Annotated in this window: 34 protein-coding genes and 1 tRNA gene; 13 read left to right on the forward strand and 22 right to left on the reverse strand. The window is 37.8% G+C overall.

The features are described 5' to 3' along the window. Positions 1-19 precede the first annotated feature (19 nt). The 16 genes from I585_RS03525 to I585_RS03595 form a co-directional block, all read right to left on the reverse strand. On the reverse strand, positions 20-316 hold the full coding sequence (locus I585_RS03525) for a hypothetical protein (protein ID WP_010739659.1): 297 nt from the start codon (positions 314-316) through the stop codon (positions 20-22). 36 nt (positions 317-352) lie between these two features. Then, positions 353-814, reverse strand: a complete 462-nt coding sequence (locus I585_RS03530; RefSeq protein WP_010739660.1) for a class I SAM-dependent methyltransferase — start codon at positions 812-814, stop codon at positions 353-355. Positions 815-858: 44 nt separating this feature from the next. Then, positions 859-1,251 carry a hypothetical protein gene (locus tag I585_RS03535; RefSeq protein WP_010739661.1) on the reverse strand — a complete coding sequence of 131 codons (393 nt, stop codon included), beginning with the start codon at positions 1,249-1,251 and terminating at the stop codon, positions 859-861. 22 nt (positions 1,252-1,273) lie between these two features. Further along, a complete protein-coding gene (locus tag I585_RS03540; protein WP_034708328.1) occupies positions 1,274-2,275 on the reverse strand; it encodes a tyrosine-type recombinase/integrase in 1,002 nt (333 codons plus the stop codon). A gap of 20 nt (positions 2,276-2,295) precedes the next feature. Next, a complete protein-coding gene (locus tag I585_RS03545; RefSeq protein WP_010739663.1) occupies positions 2,296-2,499 on the reverse strand; it encodes a hypothetical protein in 204 nt (67 codons plus the stop codon). Beyond that, the gene (locus I585_RS03550; protein ID WP_010739664.1) at positions 2,496-2,792 is read right to left on the reverse strand and encodes a hypothetical protein; all 297 of its coding nucleotides are present in this window, start codon (positions 2,790-2,792) and stop codon (positions 2,496-2,498) included. The genes I585_RS03545 and I585_RS03550 overlap by 4 nt, the downstream gene beginning before the upstream one ends. Further along, positions 2,789-3,040: a LexA family protein gene (locus I585_RS03555; protein WP_010739665.1), complete on the reverse strand. Its 252-nt coding sequence runs from the start codon at positions 3,038-3,040 to the stop codon at positions 2,789-2,791. Before I585_RS03555 ends, I585_RS03550 begins: the two co-directional genes overlap by 4 nt. A gap of 19 nt (positions 3,041-3,059) precedes the next feature. Beyond that, a complete protein-coding gene (locus tag I585_RS03560) occupies positions 3,060-3,953 on the reverse strand; it encodes a Lin1244/Lin1753 domain-containing protein (RefSeq protein WP_010739666.1) in 894 nt (297 codons plus the stop codon). Positions 3,954-3,992: 39 nt separating this feature from the next. Then, positions 3,993-4,916, reverse strand: a complete 924-nt coding sequence (locus I585_RS03565; protein ID WP_010739667.1) for a recombinase RecT — start codon at positions 4,914-4,916, stop codon at positions 3,993-3,995. Further along, a complete protein-coding gene (locus tag I585_RS03570; protein WP_172463181.1) occupies positions 4,917-5,858 on the reverse strand; it encodes a YqaJ viral recombinase family nuclease in 942 nt (313 codons plus the stop codon). After that, positions 5,815-5,970: a hypothetical protein gene (locus I585_RS23340; RefSeq protein ID WP_010739669.1), complete on the reverse strand. Its 156-nt coding sequence runs from the start codon at positions 5,968-5,970 to the stop codon at positions 5,815-5,817. The genes I585_RS03570 and I585_RS23340 overlap by 44 nt, the downstream gene beginning before the upstream one ends. A gap of 53 nt (positions 5,971-6,023) precedes the next feature. Beyond that, positions 6,024-6,224: a hypothetical protein gene (locus I585_RS03575; protein ID WP_010739670.1), complete on the reverse strand. Its 201-nt coding sequence runs from the start codon at positions 6,222-6,224 to the stop codon at positions 6,024-6,026. Beyond that, positions 6,221-6,496: a helix-turn-helix domain-containing protein gene (locus I585_RS03580; protein WP_010739671.1), complete on the reverse strand. Its 276-nt coding sequence runs from the start codon at positions 6,494-6,496 to the stop codon at positions 6,221-6,223. The genes I585_RS03575 and I585_RS03580 overlap by 4 nt, the downstream gene beginning before the upstream one ends. Continuing rightward, the gene (locus I585_RS03585; protein ID WP_010739672.1) at positions 6,497-7,033 is read right to left on the reverse strand and encodes a helix-turn-helix transcriptional regulator; all 537 of its coding nucleotides are present in this window, start codon (positions 7,031-7,033) and stop codon (positions 6,497-6,499) included. It lies immediately after the preceding gene. Positions 7,034-7,124: 91 nt separating this feature from the next. After that, a complete protein-coding gene (locus I585_RS03590; protein WP_010739673.1) occupies positions 7,125-7,379 on the reverse strand; it encodes a hypothetical protein in 255 nt (84 codons plus the stop codon). Then, positions 7,379-7,621, reverse strand: a complete 243-nt coding sequence (locus I585_RS03595) for a helix-turn-helix transcriptional regulator (protein ID WP_010739674.1) — start codon at positions 7,619-7,621, stop codon at positions 7,379-7,381. Before I585_RS03595 ends, I585_RS03590 begins: the two co-directional genes overlap by 1 nt. Positions 7,622-7,787: 166 nt before the next feature. Here I585_RS03595 and I585_RS03600 point away from each other — a divergent pair, with 166 nt between their 5' ends. The 9 genes from I585_RS03600 (at position 7,788) to I585_RS23610 (ending at position 12,783) form a co-directional block, all read left to right on the forward strand. Then, positions 7,788-8,150: a helix-turn-helix domain-containing protein gene (locus I585_RS03600; RefSeq protein WP_010739675.1), complete on the forward strand. Its 363-nt coding sequence runs from the start codon at positions 7,788-7,790 to the stop codon at positions 8,148-8,150. Positions 8,151-8,164: 14 nt separating this feature from the next. Continuing rightward, positions 8,165-8,569 (forward strand): ImmA/IrrE family metallo-endopeptidase, encoded by a 405-nt coding sequence (locus tag I585_RS03605; protein WP_010739676.1) that lies wholly within the window; start codon positions 8,165-8,167, stop codon positions 8,567-8,569. A 68-nt stretch (positions 8,570-8,637) separates the two neighbouring features. Beyond that, complete coding sequence (locus I585_RS03610) at positions 8,638-9,303, forward strand: hypothetical protein (protein WP_010739677.1); 666 nt, start codon at positions 8,638-8,640, stop codon at positions 9,301-9,303. 61 nt (positions 9,304-9,364) lie between these two features. Beyond that, a complete protein-coding gene (locus tag I585_RS23345) occupies positions 9,365-9,517 on the forward strand; it encodes a hypothetical protein (RefSeq protein ID WP_010739678.1) in 153 nt (50 codons plus the stop codon). Positions 9,518-9,618: 101 nt separating this feature from the next. Further along, positions 9,619-10,419: a HipA family kinase gene (locus tag I585_RS03615; protein ID WP_034708635.1), complete on the forward strand. Its 801-nt coding sequence runs from the start codon at positions 9,619-9,621 to the stop codon at positions 10,417-10,419. A 4-nt stretch (positions 10,420-10,423) separates the two neighbouring features. Continuing rightward, a complete protein-coding gene (locus tag I585_RS03620; protein WP_010739680.1) occupies positions 10,424-11,257 on the forward strand; it encodes a DUF3037 domain-containing protein in 834 nt (277 codons plus the stop codon). A 157-nt stretch (positions 11,258-11,414) separates the two neighbouring features. Then, the gene (locus I585_RS03625; protein WP_010739681.1) at positions 11,415-11,639 is read left to right on the forward strand and encodes a hypothetical protein; all 225 of its coding nucleotides are present in this window, start codon (positions 11,415-11,417) and stop codon (positions 11,637-11,639) included. Position 11,640: 1 nt separating this feature from the next. Next, positions 11,641-12,102, forward strand: a complete 462-nt coding sequence (locus I585_RS23605; protein ID WP_010739682.1) for a phage integrase SAM-like domain-containing protein — start codon at positions 11,641-11,643, stop codon at positions 12,100-12,102. Positions 12,103-12,180: 78 nt separating this feature from the next. After that, positions 12,181-12,783, forward strand: coding sequence for a site-specific integrase (locus I585_RS23610; protein WP_371198563.1), 603 nt, complete (start codon positions 12,181-12,183; stop codon positions 12,781-12,783). 97 nt (positions 12,784-12,880) lie between these two features. Here I585_RS23610 and I585_RS03635 read toward each other — a convergent pair. Beyond that, a tRNA-Gly gene (locus I585_RS03635) sits at positions 12,881-12,951 on the reverse strand. A 132-nt stretch (positions 12,952-13,083) separates the two neighbouring features. On the opposite strand from I585_RS03635, the gene I585_RS03640 reads away from it, so the two are divergent. Further along, on the forward strand, positions 13,084-13,422 hold the full coding sequence (locus I585_RS03640) for a thioredoxin family protein (protein WP_010739684.1): 339 nt from the start codon (positions 13,084-13,086) through the stop codon (positions 13,420-13,422). A gap of 28 nt (positions 13,423-13,450) precedes the next feature. On the opposite strand, the gene I585_RS03645 is transcribed toward I585_RS03640, so the two are convergent. Further along, positions 13,451-14,089, reverse strand: coding sequence for a redox-sensing transcriptional repressor Rex (locus tag I585_RS03645; RefSeq protein WP_010739685.1), 639 nt, complete (start codon positions 14,087-14,089; stop codon positions 13,451-13,453). Between the two features lie 203 nt (positions 14,090-14,292). Between I585_RS03645 and I585_RS03650 the strand changes: the two genes are divergently transcribed. The 3 genes from I585_RS03650 (at position 14,293) to I585_RS03660 (ending at position 19,760) form a co-directional block, all read left to right on the forward strand. After that, positions 14,293-16,212, forward strand: a complete 1,920-nt coding sequence (locus I585_RS03650; protein ID WP_010739686.1) for an ABC-F family ATP-binding cassette domain-containing protein — start codon at positions 14,293-14,295, stop codon at positions 16,210-16,212. 67 nt (positions 16,213-16,279) lie between these two features. Next, positions 16,280-16,942, forward strand: a complete 663-nt coding sequence (locus tag I585_RS03655) for a C39 family peptidase (RefSeq protein WP_010739687.1) — start codon at positions 16,280-16,282, stop codon at positions 16,940-16,942. 439 nt (positions 16,943-17,381) lie between these two features. After that, positions 17,382-19,760 carry a phosphoketolase family protein gene (locus I585_RS03660; RefSeq protein ID WP_010739688.1) on the forward strand — a complete coding sequence of 793 codons (2,379 nt, stop codon included), beginning with the start codon at positions 17,382-17,384 and terminating at the stop codon, positions 19,758-19,760. 47 nt (positions 19,761-19,807) lie between these two features. On the opposite strand, the gene I585_RS03665 is transcribed toward I585_RS03660, so the two are convergent. The 4 genes from I585_RS03665 to I585_RS03680 form a co-directional block, all read right to left on the reverse strand. Next, positions 19,808-20,446 carry a bifunctional 4-hydroxy-2-oxoglutarate aldolase/2-dehydro-3-deoxy-phosphogluconate aldolase gene (locus I585_RS03665; RefSeq protein WP_010739689.1) on the reverse strand — a complete coding sequence of 213 codons (639 nt, stop codon included), beginning with the start codon at positions 20,444-20,446 and terminating at the stop codon, positions 19,808-19,810. Between the two features lie 9 nt (positions 20,447-20,455). Continuing rightward, positions 20,456-21,541 (reverse strand): mannonate dehydratase, encoded by a 1,086-nt coding sequence (gene uxuA / locus I585_RS03670; RefSeq protein ID WP_010739690.1) that lies wholly within the window; start codon positions 21,539-21,541, stop codon positions 20,456-20,458. A gap of 72 nt (positions 21,542-21,613) precedes the next feature. After that, positions 21,614-22,057, reverse strand: a complete 444-nt coding sequence (locus I585_RS03675) for a PTS sugar transporter subunit IIA (RefSeq protein ID WP_010739691.1) — start codon at positions 22,055-22,057, stop codon at positions 21,614-21,616. 17 nt (positions 22,058-22,074) lie between these two features. Next, complete coding sequence (locus tag I585_RS03680) at positions 22,075-22,947, reverse strand: hypothetical protein (protein WP_010739692.1); 873 nt, start codon at positions 22,945-22,947, stop codon at positions 22,075-22,077. Between the last annotated feature and the right edge of the window lie 10 nt (positions 22,948-22,957).

The raw sequence follows: 22,957 nt of genomic DNA on the forward strand, positions 1-22,957 counted from the left end.
ACTTTGCTGTTGTGGTCGCTTATTTACACCACAATTTTTGATATTTCAGTACCAGCTCCGTGTATTCTTCATCACTTTCAACGTTCTTGACAGCAACTAAAGCTGTTAAATCTTCTGGATGGAACAGTAAAAGACTTGGCTTTACAGCACTCCATCTGATATTTTCAACCTTCCCCTTAGAACGAACTACGCCTATTTGGATAATGTTTTCTCTTTTGTTATAGTAAAATGCAAATTTTTCAGGAAATGTTACTGCCCCGTTCAAGCGTTCCAACCATTCTTTTGATCCGACTTTCAAGCCTTGTATTTTTTCCACTAAAATCTTTCCTTTCCTAGTGATTGATTTCCTCCGTTAGCTGACTTCTTTTAAGAAAACTGTCCAACGTGTTTTACTACGTTTATCACCAAATAAAGGCTTGTGATCGATATAGGATAATACTTCTCTGAAACTAATTTGATCAGTATTCCATTTGAAAACTAGCGTTCCATTAGGTTTTAAAACTCTCATACACTCATTGAATCCATCGTGAATCATTTTTGGCCAGTTGCCGTCAAGCTTACCGTACTTTTTGGCCAACCATGAATTTTCACCAGCATTGACCATATGCGGCGGATCAAATACGACTAAATCAAACTCATTATCAGAAAAGGGCATTTCTGTAAAATCGGCCAAAACGTCTGGATCAACATTGATTATGTGCCCTGTATCTAACTCCTCGTAATATTGCCTTTTGTCCATATATGTTGTGATTGGATTGTTCTTATCAAACCAAAACATCCGGCTGCCACAACAAGCATCTAATACCTTTGCCAAATGATCACTCCTTTCCTCTGTAATAGCCCCAGTTTTAGGAGCTTTTACTTTTTGCTAAGAACTTTAGCCTTTGAAAAATCAAAGTACAGCCCACCGTCATCCAACTTTTCAGGGTATAATCCATAACTGTTCATTTCCAAATCCCATCCGTTTAGCTTTTCCAACAAATGGATAAAACGTTGATTGGACCAAATTGGATTTTTGCATTTGTTATTGTCTTTCTTATAGAATTTAGTAGCTCCTGGAGAGTTCTTAGTGCATGGCATAACTGCCAATAGTTTTTCCTCACTATTCAAGTAAATTTTCACATGGTCAACATAATCCATTCGAGCTGATAACGGTTTATTGAATCTCATGTTGTGTTTTGAAACGAGCAATCGTGGTTCTCTTTCAATATTCCCAATTTCAATTAATTGAAACTTACCATTTAATTTCATGCTTTTAATCTCCTTGTTTGTCTTATGCAACGTACTTCTCATGTTCTAACTTCAGATCTGATCCGCTAGTATCAATATATTGCAGCGTCGTATCAACATCCGTGTGTCCAAGAAAGCGCCTTACATCGTTCAAGCTCATTCCTCTCTTCAGAGCAAATGTTGCTGCAGTTCTTCGAAACTTATGCGGGTGCGCGTGAGCTACATGAGCACGCTTTGCAATCCCTTTGACCATTTTTTGAATGCCATTCGAAGTCATCTGCGTTCCAACTCCATGCAGTCCGCATATGATCGAACCTTCAAAATGCGGTTTGATCATTAAGTAATTATCAATTGCCACTTTAGCGCGGGCATTGACGAAGACCGTGCGCTCCTTATTGCCTTTTCCAATTACTGTAATGGTCCCTCTTTGTTGGTCGTAATTTTCCATAGCCAGCATGGTTAACTCAGTCACTCGGCACCCCGTGCTGAGCAATAGTTCAAACACTGCTTTTTCTTTTGGTTTTCTGCAGGAATTCCGCATTAGTTCCACTTCAATCGGTGTGAAGGCTTTTTTCAGTCGTTTCTCCACCTTAATAGGTTCAACACGTTTTGCTGGGTTCTTGGGGATATATTCTTCCTCGAACAGCCATGTATAGAACCTGCAGATGCACCCACGTTCACGATTCAAAGTGGCGCTTGATAAATGGTCCTTCATGTCGCGGTAAGCGATATACAATCGAATATCTTGGGTTGTTACGTCCTTGTATTGTTTCTTCACTGATCTTTGGAAGGCGTCGATCGTCCTCATAGCGAGTTCTATCGTGCCGTTGGATAAGTTTCGCAGCTTCATTGACACGAAATATTGTTTGTATGCAGCAATGTCACCCGATTCGTCGTATATGACTAGATCAGTGTTCTCTTTTTCTACACGTATATGATTTAAATTGATCGTTAGTACAATTTTCAATTTCTTAAGTTGATTAACTTCAAGTTCAGGCTCCATGTTACGAATGACAGAATTTATAAACTGCTCTTTCATTTCCACGTTTATCACCCTTCCAAAGGTCAGCTCACATACATATCAAATTGTTTTTCTACTTCCTCCCGAATTACTTCCATAGGCTTTGAAATGGTTATAAACCAATCATTTGCTGCTAGAATTTCGCTAATAATTTGCTCTTTGGGCGTATAAATTTTATAGTTCTCAGGCATAGAATTGATAAACAAGCGTACTTGCCGATCAATTCTCCGACGCTCCCATAACTTCATAGCGGTCCCTCCAGATACCTATACGTTTTTCCAAAACTATCCATTCCGTTTTGTCTAGCTAAGTTCTTGATATGTGTTTCAGAGAGATTTGACCGTTTCGCTATTTCAACACAAGTTCCAGTTAAAACGACCTTATCTCCAAGCCTCACTTGAATCATTTTTCTTGGTCTTTTTGATGATTGGTTCCAGATTTTCTTACCTAGCGCATTAGCCTCTTTCTGGATTGTCTCGTCTTTCCAATAATTCGGATGGGCCATCAGGTGTCTAAAACGCTCTTTATCTGTCATTTTCATGAACACTTCAACTCCTTGACGCGATCTCTTCCGCTTTCGGTCATTCGGATAGTTCTGAAAGCTCCTGGTTCAATTTTTAATAGGTTCATGGCTTTCAATTGCCAGAGATAGGCGCTGACAGTTGAAGTGGAAGGGATTCCTGTATTTTTTGATATTTGCCGAATTGTCGGTGGATAATCATGTTCTTTTATAAATTTATCGATATAGAGTAGAACCGTCTCTAAACGTTGATTATTTATTTTACTCATAAGCACCCTCCAATATCTTTTACTGATCATCATCGCGGCAAAACTCTGCCATTTTTCGCTTTATCTCTGCCTCTTTTTCTGGACTTATTTTAGGCGGTTTAGGTGGATTAGAAATATAATCAGGCAACTTTGTGACTCGTCCGCGTTGCTGCCTCTGTGCTTTCTTGTGATAGTGACCAGCTAGATGATTTGCAACTTTTTCGGGTGTATCTAACTTGGCTGCTTCCCAGCTTTTCAGGATCTTCTCAAGATACTTATAGTTTCGAGCACCATTTTTTAGCATATCATCAATTGCTAGTATCACAATTTCATCCTGACCCTTAAAATCGTTCACCCAATGTTGAATAGATTGAGTTATGAATGGTGCTTCTGCTGGGTTCACTTGATTAATCCAATAAAGTACAGCATTGTTTTCTGAATGTTTAGTATTACTAGATTCAGAAGATACTATATTTTTATTTACTTTAGTTTCCTTTACTTTACTTTGTGGTTTAATGCCCGCATTAACTACGGTTGCTTGTTCATTATTGTCAGCATTAATTAAATAAGCTGTTGGTTTTGGTGATTTCCGTCTCTTTGTCGCTTCGAAAAAATTCGCTTGGATGTTTTCACTGGTCAAGACCTTAGCCGAGTTATACAGGCTTTCATCAAAGAATCCCCATGTAACTAAGCGGTTGACTATTTGGTCCAACAATTCCTTACTCACTCCGGGCAGGCGCTTTAAAAGTGTTGCTCGTGTTAAATCATTCCATACAACGAAGTATCCTTTTTTGTATACCGCGCATAATAGCTTGATTACCGCTAGTTCACCTTTAATGCCAAACTCCCCAGCAATAGCTTCTATTTTTTCGTCTTCAAATATATCTACATCGAGAGGGAAATAATCAAGACCATTTTTTATTGGCCTTGCCACAGCTTCACCTCCTAGTGTAGAGGGAGAAAACTCCCTCTATTAAAATGGGTATTTATCGTCTTTCAATGGTGGCTGCTTATCGTTAAATAGAGCAGTTTGATTTTCATTGGTCGGTTTTTCATTAACCTTTTCTGCTTCTTTTCTATCAGTTTTGATTGGCTCAGCTTCATTCAATGCGGTCTCTTCAATCAAGTCGTCATTATCACCAAGTCGAAATACTTTTTCATCGGAAGTCACTGCTGTCTGCATTTCTACCGACAAGATTCCCCATTTAGCAAGGAGATTACGTAGTACTGTTTTAATGGCCATCGAATCATAGTTATCTTTCCAAGCGCCTGTTAATTTTTCTTTGTCGTAACCTTTAGCATTTTTAATTCGATGAGCTTCGATTTCTTGTTTCGTCCAATAAACTGTTTTTTTAAATCCATTCAATAATTCGAAGAAACCTACATAACCGATGACTTTATCTGAAGCCCTGGCTGAATAATCAAAAATAAACTCTTCTGTTAGGGGATTCCATTCAATCAATTGACCTTCATAAACTTCTAAAGCATTCAATGCTTTGTACTGACCAGAACGTTGGGCTAGTTGAATATATCCCTTGTATCCTAGTATGAATTGCGCTTCATTATGTGTGACCCAGTCTTTTCCAACTTTTTCTTTTCTATTAAATGGAACGACATATGCATAACCTAAATTTTTATCAATGGGTAAATCCATGGTCGCAGCTTTTAATGCAGAAGCAATAATTGTCATTGGTTCTGCATTTGAAAGATAGTTGTCTCCTCCAACTAAAGTCATCAATGATCCCATGAAGGAATCTGACTTCTCATGGAGAATATCCTGAAACTTCTTTTTCATAGTTGGTGTATTCATTAATGCTTTGAACCCTAATGATTGAGCGCTGACTTCTTGCGATTTCTGTTCGCTTAACTGATTTTTTAAAGTATCATTTGTGGCCATTTATTTGATCTCCTTTTCAGCTAGTCGTTTAAAACTAGACGTTTTGTAAATACTAGAATCTTTTACTACTTCTGGATATTTCTCAGCTAACAGCTTTTTATCAAGTGAAGTCCGTTCTTGTGACTTCCACGAAACAATGAATTTAGGGCTTATACCGACCACTGCATCATTTTTTCCAAGTTCCGATTTTATTTGGTTATCGATCTTCTTAATCTGAGTCTGAATTTCCTTTTCTGATTTCTTTAGGTCCCGTTTACTTTCGATCAATTCGTCATATTCGCTAGATAAACTGATTTCTTCGGTTCCCTCTGTTGAATAGTGATTCTTTATAAACTCGGCGGTAGCGTCGCTACCATCGATAGGTGGTTCCATTCCTGTAATAACATTGATTTCCCAAAATTCGACTAGTCGCTCAGTTATTATGTCAATCAATTCTTGATCCCGTGCTACCTTTTTCCAAATGAACTTTTGTCCACCAATTAAGACAGCGACGTACGCGAAATCTCTATTTAAAACATTCATGTAATGTTGTATTTGACAAAGATAGCTCATGGGGATCTCTTCGCCATCCCATTCTTTTGATAAGAAGCTATTCGCTGTTTTACATTCTAAAATGGCGTTTTCACCCACAACATCCCGATCGATATTAGCTCTCAAAAATGGATGTAACGGGTGTTCAAATACTTGATTACGACGGCGAACTTTTTTTCCAGTTCGTTCGGTAAATTCTTTTGCGACTATTTCTTCTAAAACATTGCCCCAATAGGCTGGTTCGCTATTTGATTCGTCCAGTTCTACTTGTCCTGTTTTCTCTAGCCATAGTTGATAAGGTGATTTCCACTTATTCAATCCAAGAATAGTTCCAACATCAGACCCGCCAATACCTTTTCTTCTGTCTTCAAGCCATTCGTTGTGCGTCATTTCGATTGTTGATTTTTTCACCATCATCAGCCCACCCTTCTAAATTATCAGGAGAGTCTTTGTCAGTATTTTGTGATACATTTACAAAAATATGACTATCTGGATCTGCCATTGCGGTATCGTAATTAAACATGATATAATCCTCCTAGAATGTTATTCCATTGGGGACTTACTTTTGCTTGCCGGCTAGTAAGTCTCTTTTTTTGTGCGTTGTTCGTATTCTTTCTCGTCGTAAATCATAGTAGTTGGGATTAAAACGCTAGCTGCTGCTATGCAAATGATCATTACTAAAACTTTCAACGATTGGATCGAGCTGAGCTTCAACATTAGTACTAATCCAGTAACAAAGGCTATTCCAAATCCACGAATAATTTTTATTTTCTTCATGCTGTTCCCTCCAACTTCTTGAATATCGAATCTTTGCTTAGCAGATCAACAGTTTCTACTTCTAGTGCAGAAGCCAATTTGACTACTGTCTCCAAATGTACACGTTCTTTTCCTTCACGATCATTCTTGATCCTACTAATTACAGCAACAGAAACCCCGCTCATTTTCGATAATTCGGAAATCTTAATTGGTTTACTGTATCCCATACAAAGAAACAAATTTCGTGAAAGGCATCTTGCTAAACTAGTCATTTCTTTATTTGAATCAGACATCTAATCACCTCCAAAGTATCCGGCATCTTGCCAATCTTTCATAAAAATATCGAATAGATCCATTATTGAAATGTTTTGAATTTCACACAAGGCATTTAAGTATTGAATATTCGCGAAGACCGCTTCAGCTTGTTCTTTTGAAAATTTGAGCAAGAGATCAAAGTCATCTGAGTTTAACTTTTGAACCCTTTTCAATAAAACTCGTTGTGCTATTACTTTAGCTTTATCACGCTCATTTTCTTCAAGTTCTCTCAAATCATCAGATGAAGATAAATCTCTCCGATAAGTGTCGCCATCTAATGGGCGAAAAATTCCAAAAAACTGATAAATAATGCTCATTGTTAATTCGCTGTCATCAGCAAATTCAGCCATACGCACTGCATTTTCTGGTGTTACTGGTGTGGCTTTTTCTTTTGTCCAGTCAGTAGGTGTTTGTCTTGAAACCCCTAACGCTTGAGATAGCTGCTTCTTGCTTATCTCGCTTTTTACTAGCCAATTAATGATTGGTTGCCTCAACACTTGCGATACTACATTCATCAAACCCCTCCTTTTGTTCTGATTTTCAACTCTTTAATTCAGATACCTTTATTGTCATACTCTAATTACGGCAAACCCGCTTCATTCAATACTATGAAGCTAGAATTGGTTCACTCTCGAATTGCCATTTTGAATTGATAAAATCGAAAATGTCTTGTGCTTGTTCATCCGTCGATAAAAACAAGATATGCATTTCATCGATACTATTCGTCTCAGAAAATAGTGAACCTTCGATTCCTGGTTCGACATCAAACTTACGTTGAATAGCAGGAATCAGCATTTTAATGTATTGATTCAAGAATCGTGTATCGATTGATGCTCGAATCATTTGTGGTTTGTCTTTCATCAAACCACCTCCTTGTCCGTTTCGTTTTTAGCAACGTTTGAGCCAAAAAAATTTTCATAAGGTATATCTAAGGCTTTGGCAAGCAGCGGAAGTTCTTCTAGTTGAAAAGAATATACCCCATTCTCGCGTCTAGAGTACTTAGACTTGTCTCTTAACCCTAATTTATCCGCCATTGTTTGCTGGGTATAACCCTTTTTTTCTCTAGCGTTCTTTATCAGCGATAGATTCACGGTAACGCTCATATAATCACCTCATTTCTGTTTTAGCAACTCTATGTACATAGTATACGTTGCAGTTTCAGCAATGTCAATAGATAAATTGATATTTCCTCAACTTTTTTTATTTCTTTTTCTGCAACATGATATTATATAGTTGTGTTAATCACAACGATAGAAAGGAAAGTTACTTATGCCTAATCTTTCAAAAAGAATTATAAATTTAAGAGAATCAAAAGACTGGACCCAAGCTGAACTTGCACGTCGTCTTAATATGAATAAGTCTATAATGAATAGAATAGAAAGTGGCGAAAGAAAGGTATCTGCTGATGAATTGAAAGCTATCGCCGCTCTTTTTGAAGTCTCGACAGACTATTTATTAGGAAATACAAACATTAAAAACAAACAAAGTAGCGACTCAACTAAAGAAAATAAATACACAGACGCAGATCTTGACAGAATGCTTGATAATGCCATGAGCTTCGATGGAGAACCTATCACCGATCACGATAGAGAGATCATTCGTGCTTACTTGAAAGGTAAATACGGCAAATAAATGAGGTGCTCATAATGGAAGAAGTTAAAGCGCTTCTCGAAAAGTACGGCATTATTTTAGTGTTTTCCGATTTAAACAGACCTGGATGTTACATTTCAGAAATTAGAACAATGTTTGTTTCTTCAGATCTTAATGATTTTGAAAAAATAAAAGTAATTCTACATGAAGCTGGGCATGGATTTTTACATGATGATCTGGTAGGTATTTATAAAATGAATGAGTTTCATTCAAAGATGGAATATCAGGCTGATTGTTTTATGATTACTGAACTTATTAAAATTTATATTTCGCTTACTGACATAGATATCCATCAGTTTAACTACATGCAATTTATAGAACAAAATGAACTCGATCTTGCTTATGAAGATTTAATAAAACAAATTGCGTTTGACTACGCATATCAAGAGTCATTCGGGTAATAAGTTTAGGCGACTATCACTACCTGCCATAAGTGGGAGTAAAATTTGAGTTTATTGGAGGGGTTTTAATGCAAGACTTTATGGGTATTATAATGACTATAGGCTTTTTAGCTCTGATTGTCGGAATCGTTATGCTTGTAGTTGCATTACTAAAGAAAAAGAATAAAAAAGTTAGTCTTATTGTTTTAGGAATATCCTTTATAGTAATGGTATTGGGTGCAATAGGCGTTGGAGTGACCGCACCAACTGAAACGGCTAGCAAGTCAAGTTCAGAATCAGAAATAGCTACTTCTGTAAGCGAAAGTGCTGAAACGGATTCATCATCTGATGAACTTGACGATGAATCTACTTTTGACAGTGAATTTGAAGAAGAATCATCAGTTCCTACCGAAGTGAATATTGCTGATTATAATACAGGAATAACTTACGATAACCTAGCGAGGAATCCTGATGATAATGAGGGTAAAAAAGTAACTTTATCAGGAGAAATTGTACAAGTTGTTGAAGGTGATGATTATACTCAATATAGACTAGCAGTGGGGCAAGATTACGATAATATGGTGTTAATCGAAATCTCTAGCGAACAATTGACTAGTCGTGTCCTAGAAAATGATTTAGTTACAATCTATGGGGAGTCCAGAGGAGTTACTGACTATGAATCAACTCTAGGTGGGAAAATTACCATTCCGGCGATAACGGTGGACAAATACGAAATTACAGGCAAAGCAGAATAATAATCCATCGATCTCACCACAGAGTGAAATTTGATTTCCATCTGAAAGAAGGTGAATCGAAATGTCAGATGAAGAAATTAGAAAAGCTGCTCACGATGTAGCAATCATTTATTTGGAAAAAGTAGACTTGGATCACAAGTCTGCCAAGCAAGTAGCTAACTACTATGTGCAAGCGAAAAAAGACATTGAAAAAGTCTTACAAGAAAAAGATTAGCTCCACCCTCCCCGCCTGGCGCCGCCGGTTCGATTCCGGTTCGGGGAATTATTAAATGTTAGTTGGCCTAACAGTAGAGAAAATGCAGAAAAAATTTGGAGGTGGTTCACATATTAAGTGTTAATGGAGTAAATGAAAAAATGAGAAACGGAACTACAAATCCATTTTCAGTTAAATGTGACGATGGCGCAACTTATGTTCTTAAAGGAATAAATCAAGATTGTAGCGGAAAGACACTATTTAATGAATGGATTTCATATCGATTAGCCGTTCTACTTGATTTGCCAATTCCTAAATGTGAAATCGTTTGGCTTCCAAATGAGCAAATTAAATCGAATTTCGTTATGAACCAATTGGAATTTAAAGAATGTTATTGCTTCGCCTCTGAATATATGATTGGTTCAACACGAATCAATCCAATCATGTTAAAAACAATCACCAATCCCAAAGACATTCCTGGTATAGTTCTTTTTGACCAACTAATTATTAATGATGATCGAACAACAAATGATGGTAATTTTTATTACGATAAAAAGACCAAACGATTAATGATTATTGATCACTCTCATATTTTTGGCGGCTGGCAAGATTGGACTCCTAATCAAATTATGAATTGTATAACAATGCCTCCTACTGTTTTAAGCAATCTTTCAGGTAAGAATTACATGTACTTAAGGGATTACATCAACGGGAATAGTCCCTTTGATACTATAATAAAAAAAATAGCCTCTATTTCTAACGAAGAAATTTCTGGACTTTTTCAGAACATCCCTATAGAATGGGGAATTAATGAAGATGATATAAATGCTGTTAAGAGCCTTATTAAGCACCAAATCGGTCATTATAAAGAATTACTGCCACAGTTAAAAGATGTTTTTACTCAATGGAAAGGAGCGTGCTAATTAAATGTCAATCAAGAAAAAAATTAGCCTCTATTATGCTGTACTTCAGTATATGCCAGATCCTATAAGAAGAGAATCTATTAATGTTGGTATTGTCTTTCATGTTCCAGAACTTAATTGGAGCAAATTTGAAAGTATTAAAAATCGTCAGCGAATTAAATCATTTGATGATGAATATGACCCTGATTATATTTCATTAATGTTTGAATCTTTTGGGTTTGAGTTTAACTCAGACCAATTAGATTCTTATGGGGAAAGATTTTCTAATATTAACTCTCCTACTTTTTTGGAAGAAAACATACGGTTTTATGTAAATGAATTTCGATTTTTACCGGTTGAAATGATTGAGAGTACTTTTCAAAGTTACCTTAAAGATATTGAAAATCTCAGAAATACTTTTTTATATTACGATAAGCCAAAGGGTGAGAGAATTACTACAAGTGAAGTAAAATCATTAATGAAAAGACAGTTGAAGTTCTATAATTTCAACTTTAAACAGAATAAAAGAGAATTTTATGATGATTTCATTGAAGATAACATTTTTGATCTTGCAAATGAAAATTTTGCGATTAAAGCCCTATCATTCGATAAATCACGAAATAAGAATTTAGCGAATGAGTTAAAAATTCTTATGTATGATTTATATTCAAATAAGTCAGATTTGAAAGACTATAAAATTCTTATTGTTGTTGATAATAGTTTTGATGTTTTGGATTTGAATAGTAGTACAAATCGAATTTATCAAAAGTTCAAAGTTAAGTTAAGTAAAGAATTTCCAAATGCGTCAATCTGTTCTTTATCAAAGTTTGCAGAAAACATTACTTACCAGAAACTTTAACTAGATTAGCCTTCGGGCTTTTCTTTTAAACTCAAAAAGAACATACGTTTGATTTTGGTGCTTTGAATCAGAGAAATGGATCATGAAACAATTATAAATAAACAGAAATCCAGCTAATTATTGATTCATATAATTAAAATCAGAAAGGAACATTTTTATGTATACAGCAAAACAAATAAAGCAAAAACTTGACTTGCGATTTCCTGAAACAAAAAAAGAATGGCAATTAGACCCAAACAAGCTTTACAGTGAACAGAATTATCAGATTATGGTATTTGATCACAAAAAAACTATTTATAAACCCACCAAAGATGGCAATACGGTAAGAATCCCCCTCTTAGGTACAATTGACTTAGATAATAATAATTTATGGAGTGAGTAACATGGCAGAACCCAAAATGATTGAAAAAGGTAAATGGCGCATTCGATTCAAATATAAAGACCCGATAACTAATACTTGGAAAGATAAGATGTTTACTGCCAAGACAAGAAAAGCAGTCGAAGCATTAGAAACTGAATTCCTTGGGAAAATATCTCGTGGTGAAATGGTTCAACAAACAAATCTTTTGGATTTTTTCCATGAATATGTGGAGACATTCAAAAAAGGACAAGTATCAAATCGGACACTTCGTCGCTATTATCTCACTGAAAAAAACCTTGAGTTCTTTTTCGGCAAAAACCAAACTCTTTCGGGCGTTACCAAACTAAGCTACCAAAAATTTTTAAACTGGTTAGGACAAGAAGGCGGAAGAAAAGGCGACCCATTATCAAAAACAACCGTTAAAAATAGACATGAAATTTGTAAAGCGGTATTTCTTGAAGCGTTAGACATGAAGTACATCTAATCTAATCCGGCAAGAAATGCTAAAAACACTGGAATTGATGCTTCACACAATAAAGAAATAACGATCAGCTATAAAGATATTAAAAAGTTTAGAGAAGCCCTTCTCGCTAGGCCTGATACTATTAGCAAGTATTTCGTACTCACTCAGCTCTATACAGGTTGTCGTTATCAAGAAATTGCAGCTCTCTTCTGGGATGATCTGGACGATGCTCATGGTGTGATTAATATTGAACGCGCCTATCAATATGATGAGATGGATCGTGGATTGGGGGATACTAAGACCCCTAGCGGAATTCGAAAAGTAGATGTGCCCTACTCCCTGTTTATGGAATTAAAAAAATATAAAAAAATACAAAATGAGAGAGTCATCCTTGGAAAAGTGAGAAACCCAAGAAATTTAGTTTTTGTGAACGAAAGAAACACTTGGCCTATAACTAATGATGCTGTTAATAAATATATAGAAGAAACCTGTAAATTAGCTAAAGTTCCTCGTATTACCTCTCATGGATTTAGGCATGCTAAAACAGATGCTATGATTTTGGCTGAAGCTGATCCGATTTATATCAAATCGCAACTGGGCCACAAAAACATTTCACAGTCATATGAGTACGCTTCAGCTACACAAGAGAACCGAAAAAAGAACAAACAGAAAGTTTTCGATTACCTGAAAGACATACTCTAAAAAACTCATTTTCATATTATTGGGGAATATTTGTGTAACGGTAAATAAAAGAGCGCCCAAAGCCCTTTAATACAAAGGTTTAGGCGCTCTATGCAAAAGCGGGTGACGAGAATCGAACTCGCGACGGAAGCTTGGGAAGCTTCTGTTTTACCACTAAACTACACCCGCGAGTACATTAGAGAGTATAACGCTTTTTAATAAATCAAACAACTATTTTTATCAGACAACAAAATTGACAATTTGACCAATTCTGATTATCTTACAGATAGTAAGTATAACTTTTTTGAAAGGACCTTTCCTATGAAAAAATTAGCCAGCGTTCAAGACGCGATACGTAATGATTATAATAATGTGGTTTTTATTTCCTCTGAGACTTGCAGCATCTGTCACGTTGATGAGCCTAAAGCAAGAAAACTTGCGGAAGCCAACGATGTTCCTTTCCACCATTTGGATATTATGCAGGAACCAGAACTAGCCGGAGTCTTTGAAGTTTTAACGGTTCCCGCCGTTTTGGTTTATCATGAAGGAAAAGAAATTGCACGACAGGCAAGATTTATCGATTTCACTTCCTTGGAAAAGCTTCTAAAACAACTGCCCAAAGATTCGGAAACGACTGATTATCAAACATTATTCAAATAAAAAAGACTGAGCATGCGCTCAGTCCTTTTTATTTGTTATCTGTATTATGATGCAAAAAGTAAATCAATGTTTGTAACTCGTTAGTCAAATCAACACTCTGAATAATTACATCTTCAGGTGCAGTCAAACGAGCCGCTGTAAAGTTCAGGATTCCTTTGATCCCTGCGTCAGCTAATTGGTCTACTACTTGTTGCGCTTGTTGTGCTGGCAAAGTCAAGATCGCGATCTCAATTTGCTGCAATTTAATTTGTTCGACCATGTTGTCTAACGGATAAACGGGAATTCCGTCCACAATCCGACCCACGATATCTTCTTTGACATCAAAGGCACAACTTACTCGAATACTATTGCTTTGGTGGAATTTGAATTTCAACAAGGCACTACCTAAGTTACCAACACCGACTAATGCAACATTAGTCAATTGATCGTCGTTCAAGATTTTCCCGAAGAAATGCATCAAATCTTCGACATCGTATCCGTATCCACGTTTGCCTAATTCCCCAAAGTAAGAAAAATCACGACGAATCGTCGCGCTGTCCACTTGGATCGCCTCGCTTAGTTCTGTCGATGATACTTTGGTTTTTCCTGCATTATTCAATATACGTAAATACCGATAGTATAACGGCAATCGTTTAACAGTCGCTTTTGGAATTGAATGTTCTTTCACAATAACTCTCCTTTATTAAAAAAATTCTTAAATGTTGACTACTGCACTATAATAGCAAGAATCTTAGTGAAATTGCAACGCTCCTGCTCGAAGTTTTGTGAAAAAATCACGATTCGAAGGAAATGACCGCTTCCAATCGCACCCTTGATAAAAATATGTTAGACTGAAGCCATTCGGAAAAATAAATTTAAGGAAGATATTTAATGATTTTACTACAAGCAAATCAAATTGCTCGCTATTTTGGTGCCGACACTTTATTTGAAAATATTCATCTTGAAGTCGCCAGCAAAGCTCGGATCGGCTTAGTCGGAAGAAATGGCGCAGGCAAGTCTACTCTATTAAAAATTATCGCCAACACCGAAGCACCAGATGCTGGACAGGTGATTAAAAATAAACAAGCAACTTTAGGCTACCTAGCCCAAGATACTGGTTTAGATTCAAACGAAACTATTTGGAATGAGATGCTGAAAGCTTTTGAAAAAGTTCGCCAAATGGAGCAACGAATGCGGGAAGTTGAAGTAGCTATCGGTGAAACACCTGAAAGCAATAGTCGTTATGCTTCTTTATTGAAGGAATACGATCAGCTTCAGCATGACTTCAATGATCAGAACGGCTACGGCTACGAAAATGAAATTCGCAGTGTACTCCATGGCTTCAAATTTGACGAAAGTTTTTACGATAAAGAGATCAGCACCCTGTCAGGCGGTCAAAAAACTCGGCTAGCTTTGGCGCGGATGCTGCTCATTAAACCGGATATCTTGATTCTCGATGAACCAACCAATCATTTAGATATCGAAACATTGGCCTGGCTGGAGGATTACTTGCAGGGATATCCAGGAGCGTTATTGATCGTTTCCCATGACCGCTACTTCTTGGATCGTGTGGTTAATGAGATCTATGAAATTTCTCGCCACAAGATTCGGCACTATACGGGCAATTACTCCCGCTATCTAGATTTGAAAGCTGCTCAATTATCAAGCGATTGGAAAGCCTATGAGAAGCAGCAAGTTGAGATCGAAAAGCTCGAAGATTTTGTTGCTCGAAATTTGGTTCGTGCGTCAACAACTAAGCGGGCACAAAGCCGTCGTAAAACGTTAGAAAAAATGGATCGTTTAGATCGTCCAGACGGGAATGAAAAATCGGCGAAATTTATGTTTGATATCGACAAAGTTTCCGGCAACGTCGTCTTACAGGTCGAAGATGCCGCGATTGGCTATGAAGAAACGCTCTCTGAACCAATTGATATGGATATTCGCCGGGAAGATGCCATCGCATTAGTCGGACCAAACGGGATCGGTAAGTCAACCTTGTTAAAATCCTTGATCGGTCAGCTTCCATTTATCAAAGGAAATCCGCATTTTGGAACCAATGTCACAATTGGCTATTACGACCAAGGTCAAGCCGACCTGCACGGGAATAAAACGATCCTCGCCGAGCTTTGGGATGAACACCCAACTACACCAGAAAAAGATATTCGCAACGTTTTAGGCGGTTTTCTTTTCAGTGGTGAAGACGTCGAAAAGACGATTCCATTATTAAGCGGTGGTGAAAAAGCTCGTGTTGCATTAGCGAAGCTGTCCATGAACAAAGAAAACTTTCTGATTCTTGATGAACCAACGAACCATTTAGATATCGATAACAAAGAGGTTTTGGAGAATGCATTGATTGACTATCAAGGAACGCTGTTATTTGTTTCCCATGACCGCTACTTCATCAATCGTATCGCTAATAAAGTAATCGAACTATCTCCCGAAGGCAGCAAATTATATTTGGGTGATTACGACTACTATCTGGAAAAGAAAAAGGAAGAAGAAGAAATCGCCGAGTTGCAGGCTAAAGAGAATGTTCCTGTCGAAGCTCCGAAAAAGAAATTTTATCAAGACAAGGAACAGCAAAAATTAATCCGCAGTTTGCGACGCAAGATCGAAGCGATCGAAGAGAATCTCTCTATCCTTGATCAAAAAATCAGTGAACTGGAAACACAAATGAGCCAGCCTGATATTCTAAACGATCATGTTCAGTTGTTAGAATTGACTAATCAGCTAGAAACAAAAAAAGCTGAACAAGAGGAACAGCTTTTCAGTTGGGAAGAACTTAGCTTAGAATTAGAAGAATTCGAATAACTTACAACTTTTGACCGATGACACCCCACTCTTTTTTCGTTTTAATAATAGAGTGGAGGTGTTTTTTATGCGGCGACGAATTCGTCCATTTTCAATCTTACTAGGAACCTTTTTAGTGATCGCAAGTTTAGGGATGCTTTCTTCCCGAATTTTTCACTTCGATAATAAAGTCAACAGCCAACAGGACTTTTCTGCAAGTGCAAATCAATATTTGCAAGAACATGGGCAGGATTTTCCATTATTATTACAAACAGACACACGCTGGGCCGATAAATCTTATGGCAGCGGCTCCGATAAAAATGATCTGGCAACAAACGGTTGCGCGATCACTTCTTTAGCAATGATCCTCTCTTATTGGGAACGACGGACTGTCTACCCTACCGAGATTCTACAATGGAGCGGCGATCACTATTATGAATCCGGCCAGGGAACTGCTTGGACGATCTTCCCTGCTTTTGCCCAAAACTACGGATTAACTGTGCAGGATCTCGGTAAAGATCAAGCAAAAATTCAACAACATTTAAATCAAAATCAACCGCTTGTTATTTCCGTCAATCCTGGCGAGTTCACTGATGTCGGTCATATTATGGTCATTAAAAAAGATGTTCAAAGCGATCAAATCATCGTTTACGATCCAAACGATAGACCTGAAAAGGAACATTATATGCAAAAATATTCACTCGATCATCTCATGCCACAGCTCGCTAACGCATGGGTATATACAAAATAAGGCTGACGCTTTCGCGTCAGCCTTATTTTGGGGGGTTCCTGCTTTCACAGGGGAAAAAGAATTATTTTTAGGGTTAAGTTCATCTTACGCCAAACATTTGAAAAAGCTATGAGCTTTTTGAATAAAAATAAGAAAAAAATGTGGCGGAATTATGAACTATCAAAAATTTATTGAGGTTTCCTCTCAATCAATCTATCTTTATTTTTTATTCGTAATCAATACAAAAATTAAGTTAATTTTTTCACGATCTATCGTTGTTATTAATCGATCTAGTTATTTGGCCACAAAAGCAACCATTGAGTAGTCTCCGTTATCTTAAAAAATAATCAATACTAATTAATGTAAAAAATACCAAAAAAGGGTTTACAAGTGATTTCTTTACAGGTATATTGTGTGTGGAAACATTAAAGTATTATTTACTTAAAAAGGAGCTTTTTACATGTCAAACAACCTAGATTCTAAAGACTACTTGAACAAAGTCGATGCCTGGTGGCGTGCCGCCAACTATATTTCTGTTGCACAAATGTATTTAAAAGACAATCCTCTATTAAGACAGCCACTAAAAAAAGAAGATGTTAAAACCCATCCAATCGGCCATTGGGGTACGATTGCTGGTCAAAACTTTATTTATGCCCACTTGAATCGTGCGATCAATAAGTATGATTTAAACATGTTTTATATTGAAGGACCCGGTCATGGTGGCCAAGTAATGGTTTCGAACTCCTATATTGATGGCAGCTATACTGAGATTTACCCAGAGATCACAGAAAATGAAGACGGACTTAAAAAGCTTTGCAAAATGTTCTCATTTCCTGGCGGGATTGCTTCTCACGCTGCTCCAGAAACACCTGGCTCAATTCATGAAGGCGGCGAACTAGGCTATGCCCTTTCCCATGCGACAGGTGCTATTTTAGATAATCCAGACGTTATTGCTGCAACAGTCGTTGGCGATGGCGAGGCTGAAACAGGTCCACTTTCAAGTGGCTGGTTCTCAAATGTCTTCATCAATCCGGTTAACGATGGCGCGGTATTACCGATCCTTTACTTGAATGGTGGAAAAATTTCCAATCCGACTATTTTATCTCGTAAAAGTGATGAAGACTTGGCAAAATATTTTGAAGGTCTTGGCTGGAAACCTTACTTTGTTGCAGGCAATGATCCCGCAGAAGTTCATCCAGTCATGGCAAAAGTATTGGATGAAGTAATTGAAGAAATCAAAACCATTCAAAGTGAAGCTCGTAAAGGCAAAGCTGAAGATGCTGAAATGCCAAAATGGCCCGTGATTATTTTCAGAACACCTAAAGGCTGGACAGGTCCACAAACATGGGATGGTGAACGACTTGAAGGTACGTTCCGCGCCCACCAAGTACCAATTCCCGTGGGTTCAGAAGATATGGAACATGCAGATAAATTAATTGAATGGTTGAAATCTTACCGTCCAGAAGAACTATTCGATGAAAATGGAAAAATCATTGATGAAGTAAAAGAACTTTCTCCTAAGGGTGACAAACGGATGTCTACCAATCCTATCACCAATGGCGGGATTGATCCGAAGCCGATGGATATGCCGGATTGGAAACAATATGCAATTGATACGACTGTTCCCGGTTCAGTAACGGCCCAAGATATGATCATTTTTGGTCAGCAAGCCCGTGATATGGTTACTAAGAATCCAACAAATTTCCGTATTTTCGGACCGGATGAAACTAAGTCGAATCGATTGAATAAAGTCTTTGAAGTAACTGATCGTCAATGGTTAGAACCAAAAAACAGTACTGATGAATGGCAATCTTCAGCAGGTCGAGTGATCGATGGTCAGCTGTCTGAACACCAAGCAGAAGGTTTCTTAGAAGGCTATGTTTTAACTGGTCGCCACGGTTTCTTTGCCAGTTATGAATCTTTCTTGCGAGTGGTTGATTCTATGTTGACTCAACACTTCAAATGGATGCGCAAAGCTAGTGCTCATGCATGGCACAAAGAATATCCTGCTTTGAATGTTATTGCGACATCAACGGTCTTCCAGCAAGATCACAATGGCTACACACATCAAGATCCAGGTGTATTGACTCACTTGGCTGAGAAGAAGCCAGAATTTATTCGTGAATATCTGCCGGCAGATGCTAATAGTTTAATGGCCGTTATGGATAAAGCCATGCAAGATAAACAAGTCATTAACTTGATTGTTTCAAGTAAGCACCCTCGCCCACAATTTTACTCAGCTGCTGAGGCCGAAGTACTTGTGGAAGATGGATTGAAAATCATTGATTGGGCCAGTACAGATAACGGTTCAGAACCTGATTTAGTCATCGCCGCAGCAGGTACTGAACCAAACTTAGAAGCTTTAGTAGCTGTGTCGATTCTAAATGAACAATTCCCTGAACTAAAAATTCGTTTTGTCAATGTTGTTGATCTCTTGAAATTACGTCATCCGGAAATTGATCCTCGCGGGTTAAGCGACGATGAGTTCGATGCGATCTTCACTAAGGATAAACCAATCATTTTCGCCTTCCATGGATATGAAGGCATGGTTCGTGATATCTTCTTTAATCGTCATAATCACAATATCCATATCCACGGGTATCGTGAAAATGGTGATATCACCACTCCTTTCGACATGCGTGTTTTCAGCGAAATGGATCGTTTCCACTTAGCTCAGGATGGAGCAAATGCGGTTTATGGTGAAAAGGCAAAAGACTTCTCACAAAAAATGGACCAAACGTTGGATAAACACCATGATTACATTCGTTCAGAAGGAAAAGACCTTCCAGAAGTAGAAAATTGGAAATGGGCGCCTTTAAAAGTTTTAGTCAAGCATTAAAAACAAAGCATCAGGAGATCAAATTCTCCTGATGCTTTTTAATAGCTTTACTTAATTTTTTTAACCAATGTTTGTAAAATCTGCTTCATCTTTTCTCCGTTATCTTCCATGATTACTTTCTCAGAAAGAATGAAGGAACCGCCTACTCCAATCACATGAGGGTTATCAAGGTACTCCACAAAGTTTTCCTCGTTGATCCCACCCGTTGGCAAGAACTTTATATCATAGAAAGGCCCACTTAGTGCATTGATTGCCTTGAGCCCTCCATAAATATCCGCCGGGAAAAACTTCACAACATTGATCCCATACTCTGCTGCCGATTGGATATCTCTCGGTGTTGCGGTCCCAGGAAAGACTGGCATTTCTTGTTCTAAACAATACTCAATCACTGACGGAACGACTGCTGGAGAAACAACAAATTGTGCACCATTTTCAACAGCAATCTTTGCTTCTGCTAGTGTTCGAACAGTGCCAGCTCCTACCATTAATTTACCGGATTCCGACAACCGTTTGATCGCTTCAGCAGCCAAATCACTGCGGAAAGTTACTTCGATCAATGGAACATCATTTTCTAATAAAATCTCTTCTACTTTAGCTAGATAATCTAAATCCGTTGCTGTGTACAGCGGTAAAAGTTTTGTTTGCGCTAGTTGTTCATAGACTTTATGCTTTATATTTACTGGCATCTTTTTCGCTCACTTTCCGCTAGATGTTTCATTTTTACTTTTAGTAATTGCTTCATGCAGGCCTTGCATATAAGTAATTCCCATCGCTCGATCATATAAACCATACCCCGGTCTCGCTACTTCTCCCCAAAGTGTCCGACCGTGATCTGGACGGATCACACCATCAAAACCGACTTCGATTAAAGCTTCCATGATCGCGTACATATCAAGTGATCCTTCTGTAGATAAATGAGCAGTTTCTTTGAATTTGCGATAACCTAAAAACTCAACATTACGAAAATGCACGAAGTTGATTCGATCGCCTATGGCATGAACTATTTCCACCATGTCATTGTCTGGGTCTGCCCCCAATGCACCAGTACACAAAGTTACACCATTACAAGGTGAATCTACCATGCTGGTAATCCTTTTTAAATCCTCTAAGTTTTTCGTGATTCGTGGGAATCCGAAAATTTCCCAAGGTGGATCATCCGGATGAATTCCCATTTTCATATCTGTTTCTTCACAAACAGGAATAATTTTTTCAAGAAAATACTGTAAGTTATCAAACAGAACTTCTTCTGTTACACCTTCATACATTTCAACTAGCGAATTGAATTTACTCAAACGCTCTTCTTCCCAGCCAGAAAGTTGGAACCCTTTGGATTGACTGCTGATCAATTTGTACATATCGCCTGGTTCCATGTTATCTACGACTGCTTGATCGTATAGCAAAGCCAGACTGCCGTCTTCATTTTCATAGTTCAACGTAGTCTTTGCCCAACCAAAAATTGGTTTGAAGCTGTAGCAAATCATATGAACACCACACTCAGATAAATTTCTGATTGTTTGAATGTAGTTATTGATATAGTGATCTCGTTCTGCTGTGCCGGCCTTGATTGCATCATGAACCGCAACACTTTCAATTCCTAATAGTTCCAATTTATCTTTTTCAATTGATTCCTTCAGTTCACGGATCTCAGAAACTTCCCAAACGTCGCCCGGAAGTTTATTCAGTAATGTTCCAACAATTCCGTTGATTCCCGGAATTTGTCGGATATTATTTAAGGAAATGGAGTCACCTTTCTCTCCATACCATCTAAAGCCCCACTTCATTAAGTTTAGTCTCCTATTCTTGTTTAAATTGTGCGATTTTTAATAACGCGAAAATCCACTGATTTCTACTTCTTAGAAATCATCTTCATTATCTTCTTCTTCAACCTTTGAGATGTGCCAAATATCCAGACTGTCAGCACCTTGCGCTAGTATGGCTGGTGCTGTTTCTTCAACTGGCGTACTCAAAATTTGATGATTGATCGTTTCTAACAACATCGGTAAATTTACGCCGCCGATCACATAAACATTTGCTTGAAGCTCCGGTTCTAAACTGTTCGTAATCAAAACTGATTGATTGTATGGACTAGCACTTACTAAATCAGTCAGCACAATCACGCCTGCCCCTTTATCTACTTCTTTAACAGCCGCTTCAATTTGCTTTCCTAATTCTTGAACATCATCACCAGGATTTAAATTGACCGTGGCAATATTGTTCGTTGTACCAACGATCACCTCCGCGGCATCTTTCAAGCCATCACTTAGCTTTCCATGTGTAGCAATAACGATTCCTAACATAGTTCCCTCCACTTCTGTCACTGAAACAAATCCGTTACAGCAGCAATATTTTCCATGTTCAACTGTTTCTCTTTTAAATCAGCGGAATTTAAGTAAAAAGCAGCGCTATCTGAATCTCTTCTTGCACTAAAAAGATAGCTCACCTTTTGCTCCGCTGCTTGATAATCGATATTTTTATGATCTTCACTACTCTTCGGCGATTCGCCCACAAGATGTAATGGAGCCGATGCACCGACACTGTCTAAATAATAAATTTTGCAGTTCGTATTCACTTGCTTTTGCAGCTCGTCCAACCCTTGAGTCCCATAACTTCCCTCATCTAGAAAAGCATAGGCTACTTTGGGTTGATTGTTCTCCCCAATCATTTTCAACATCGCTAAGATCGATGATGTATTTCTAACCAGCGTTTTTCGATTAGATAGGCCTTTGGTCACTTTTCCTAACAAGGCAAAATAACCTGCATAAACGGCCATGATGCCCAATGTACTAAGCGAGTTAAGTTGGAACGAGTTTGCCGAAAATCGCATATAAATCAACGTCCCGATGATTCCAAAAAGAATCGCCAAAATCGTACTAGCCAAAATAAATTTGGTCGTCTTTTGAGCCTGATCCTTGCGATCGAATAACTGGTAAGAACCAAAACTTTCAGGAGGAGTATCATAGAAAGTACAAATCACACGATCCGCCTGCTGGATATTCCCGACGTAGACATTTCGAGCGGCGTATTTCTTTTTTTGGTTGTACTCGATTACTTGAACGTCTTCGCGCATCTTAACGATATCCGTTACTAAAGCAGCGAGAAATTTTTTCTTGCTCTTTTCTGTCCGACGCAAGCGATAAACGTATTGGTAACGAAATAGCCAGTCTTTAAAGATCTCTGTTTGCTCCATCTACACTCTC

The organism is Enterococcus malodoratus ATCC 43197 (assembly GCF_000407185.1).
GTDB lineage: Bacteria > Bacillota > Bacilli > Lactobacillales > Enterococcaceae > Enterococcus_A > Enterococcus_A malodoratus.

Bases quoted from the DNA above. Each gene is read 5' to 3' on its own strand.
- I585_RS03680 (WP_010739692.1), bottom strand. From the start codon at position 22,947: ATGGAGCAAACAGAGATCTTTAAAGACTGGCTATTTCGTTACCAATAC.
- I585_RS03580 (WP_010739671.1), bottom strand. From the start codon at position 6,496: ATGTCTGATTCAAATAAAGAAATGACTAGTTTAGCAAGATGCCTTTCA.
- I585_RS03595 (WP_010739674.1), bottom strand. From the start codon at position 7,621: ATGAGCGTTACCGTGAATCTATCGCTGATAAAGAACGCTAGAGAAAAA.
- I585_RS23340 (WP_010739669.1), bottom strand. From the start codon at position 5,970: ATGTTTAATTACGATACCGCAATGGCAGATCCAGATAGTCATATTTTT.
- I585_RS03555 (WP_010739665.1), bottom strand. From the start codon at position 3,040: ATGAGTAAAATAAATAATCAACGTTTAGAGACGGTTCTACTCTATATC.
- I585_RS03660 (WP_010739688.1), top strand. From the start codon at position 17,382: ATGTCAAACAACCTAGATTCTAAAGACTACTTGAACAAAGTCGATGCC.
- I585_RS03590 (WP_010739673.1), bottom strand. From the start codon at position 7,379: ATGAAAGACAAACCACAAATGATTCGAGCATCAATCGATACACGATTC.
- I585_RS03625 (WP_010739681.1), top strand. From the start codon at position 11,415: ATGTATACAGCAAAACAAATAAAGCAAAAACTTGACTTGCGATTTCCT.
- I585_RS03665 (WP_010739689.1), bottom strand. From the start codon at position 20,446: ATGCCAGTAAATATAAAGCATAAAGTCTATGAACAACTAGCGCAAACA.
- I585_RS03585 (WP_010739672.1), bottom strand. From the start codon at position 7,033: ATGAATGTAGTATCGCAAGTGTTGAGGCAACCAATCATTAATTGGCTA.
- I585_RS03655 (WP_010739687.1), top strand. From the start codon at position 16,280: ATGCGGCGACGAATTCGTCCATTTTCAATCTTACTAGGAACCTTTTTA.
- I585_RS03610 (WP_010739677.1), top strand. From the start codon at position 8,638: ATGCAAGACTTTATGGGTATTATAATGACTATAGGCTTTTTAGCTCTG.
- I585_RS03535 (WP_010739661.1), bottom strand. From the start codon at position 1,251: ATGAAATTAAATGGTAAGTTTCAATTAATTGAAATTGGGAATATTGAA.
- I585_RS03575 (WP_010739670.1), bottom strand. From the start codon at position 6,224: ATGAAGAAAATAAAAATTATTCGTGGATTTGGAATAGCCTTTGTTACT.
- I585_RS03640 (WP_010739684.1), top strand. From the start codon at position 13,084: ATGAAAAAATTAGCCAGCGTTCAAGACGCGATACGTAATGATTATAAT.
- I585_RS03620 (WP_010739680.1), top strand. From the start codon at position 10,424: ATGTCAATCAAGAAAAAAATTAGCCTCTATTATGCTGTACTTCAGTAT.
- I585_RS03550 (WP_010739664.1), bottom strand. From the start codon at position 2,792: ATGAAAATGACAGATAAAGAGCGTTTTAGACACCTGATGGCCCATCCG.
- I585_RS03675 (WP_010739691.1), bottom strand. From the start codon at position 22,057: ATGTTAGGAATCGTTATTGCTACACATGGAAAGCTAAGTGATGGCTTG.
- I585_RS03545 (WP_010739663.1), bottom strand. From the start codon at position 2,499: ATGAAGTTATGGGAGCGTCGGAGAATTGATCGGCAAGTACGCTTGTTT.
- I585_RS03650 (WP_010739686.1), top strand. From the start codon at position 14,293: ATGATTTTACTACAAGCAAATCAAATTGCTCGCTATTTTGGTGCCGAC.
- I585_RS03565 (WP_010739667.1), bottom strand. From the start codon at position 4,916: ATGGCCACAAATGATACTTTAAAAAATCAGTTAAGCGAACAGAAATCG.
- I585_RS23345 (WP_010739678.1), top strand. From the start codon at position 9,365: ATGTCAGATGAAGAAATTAGAAAAGCTGCTCACGATGTAGCAATCATT.
- uxuA (WP_010739690.1), bottom strand. From the start codon at position 21,541: ATGAAGTGGGGCTTTAGATGGTATGGAGAGAAAGGTGACTCCATTTCC.
- I585_RS03605 (WP_010739676.1), top strand. From the start codon at position 8,165: ATGGAAGAAGTTAAAGCGCTTCTCGAAAAGTACGGCATTATTTTAGTG.
- I585_RS23605 (WP_010739682.1), top strand. From the start codon at position 11,641: ATGGCAGAACCCAAAATGATTGAAAAAGGTAAATGGCGCATTCGATTC.
- I585_RS03600 (WP_010739675.1), top strand. From the start codon at position 7,788: ATGCCTAATCTTTCAAAAAGAATTATAAATTTAAGAGAATCAAAAGAC.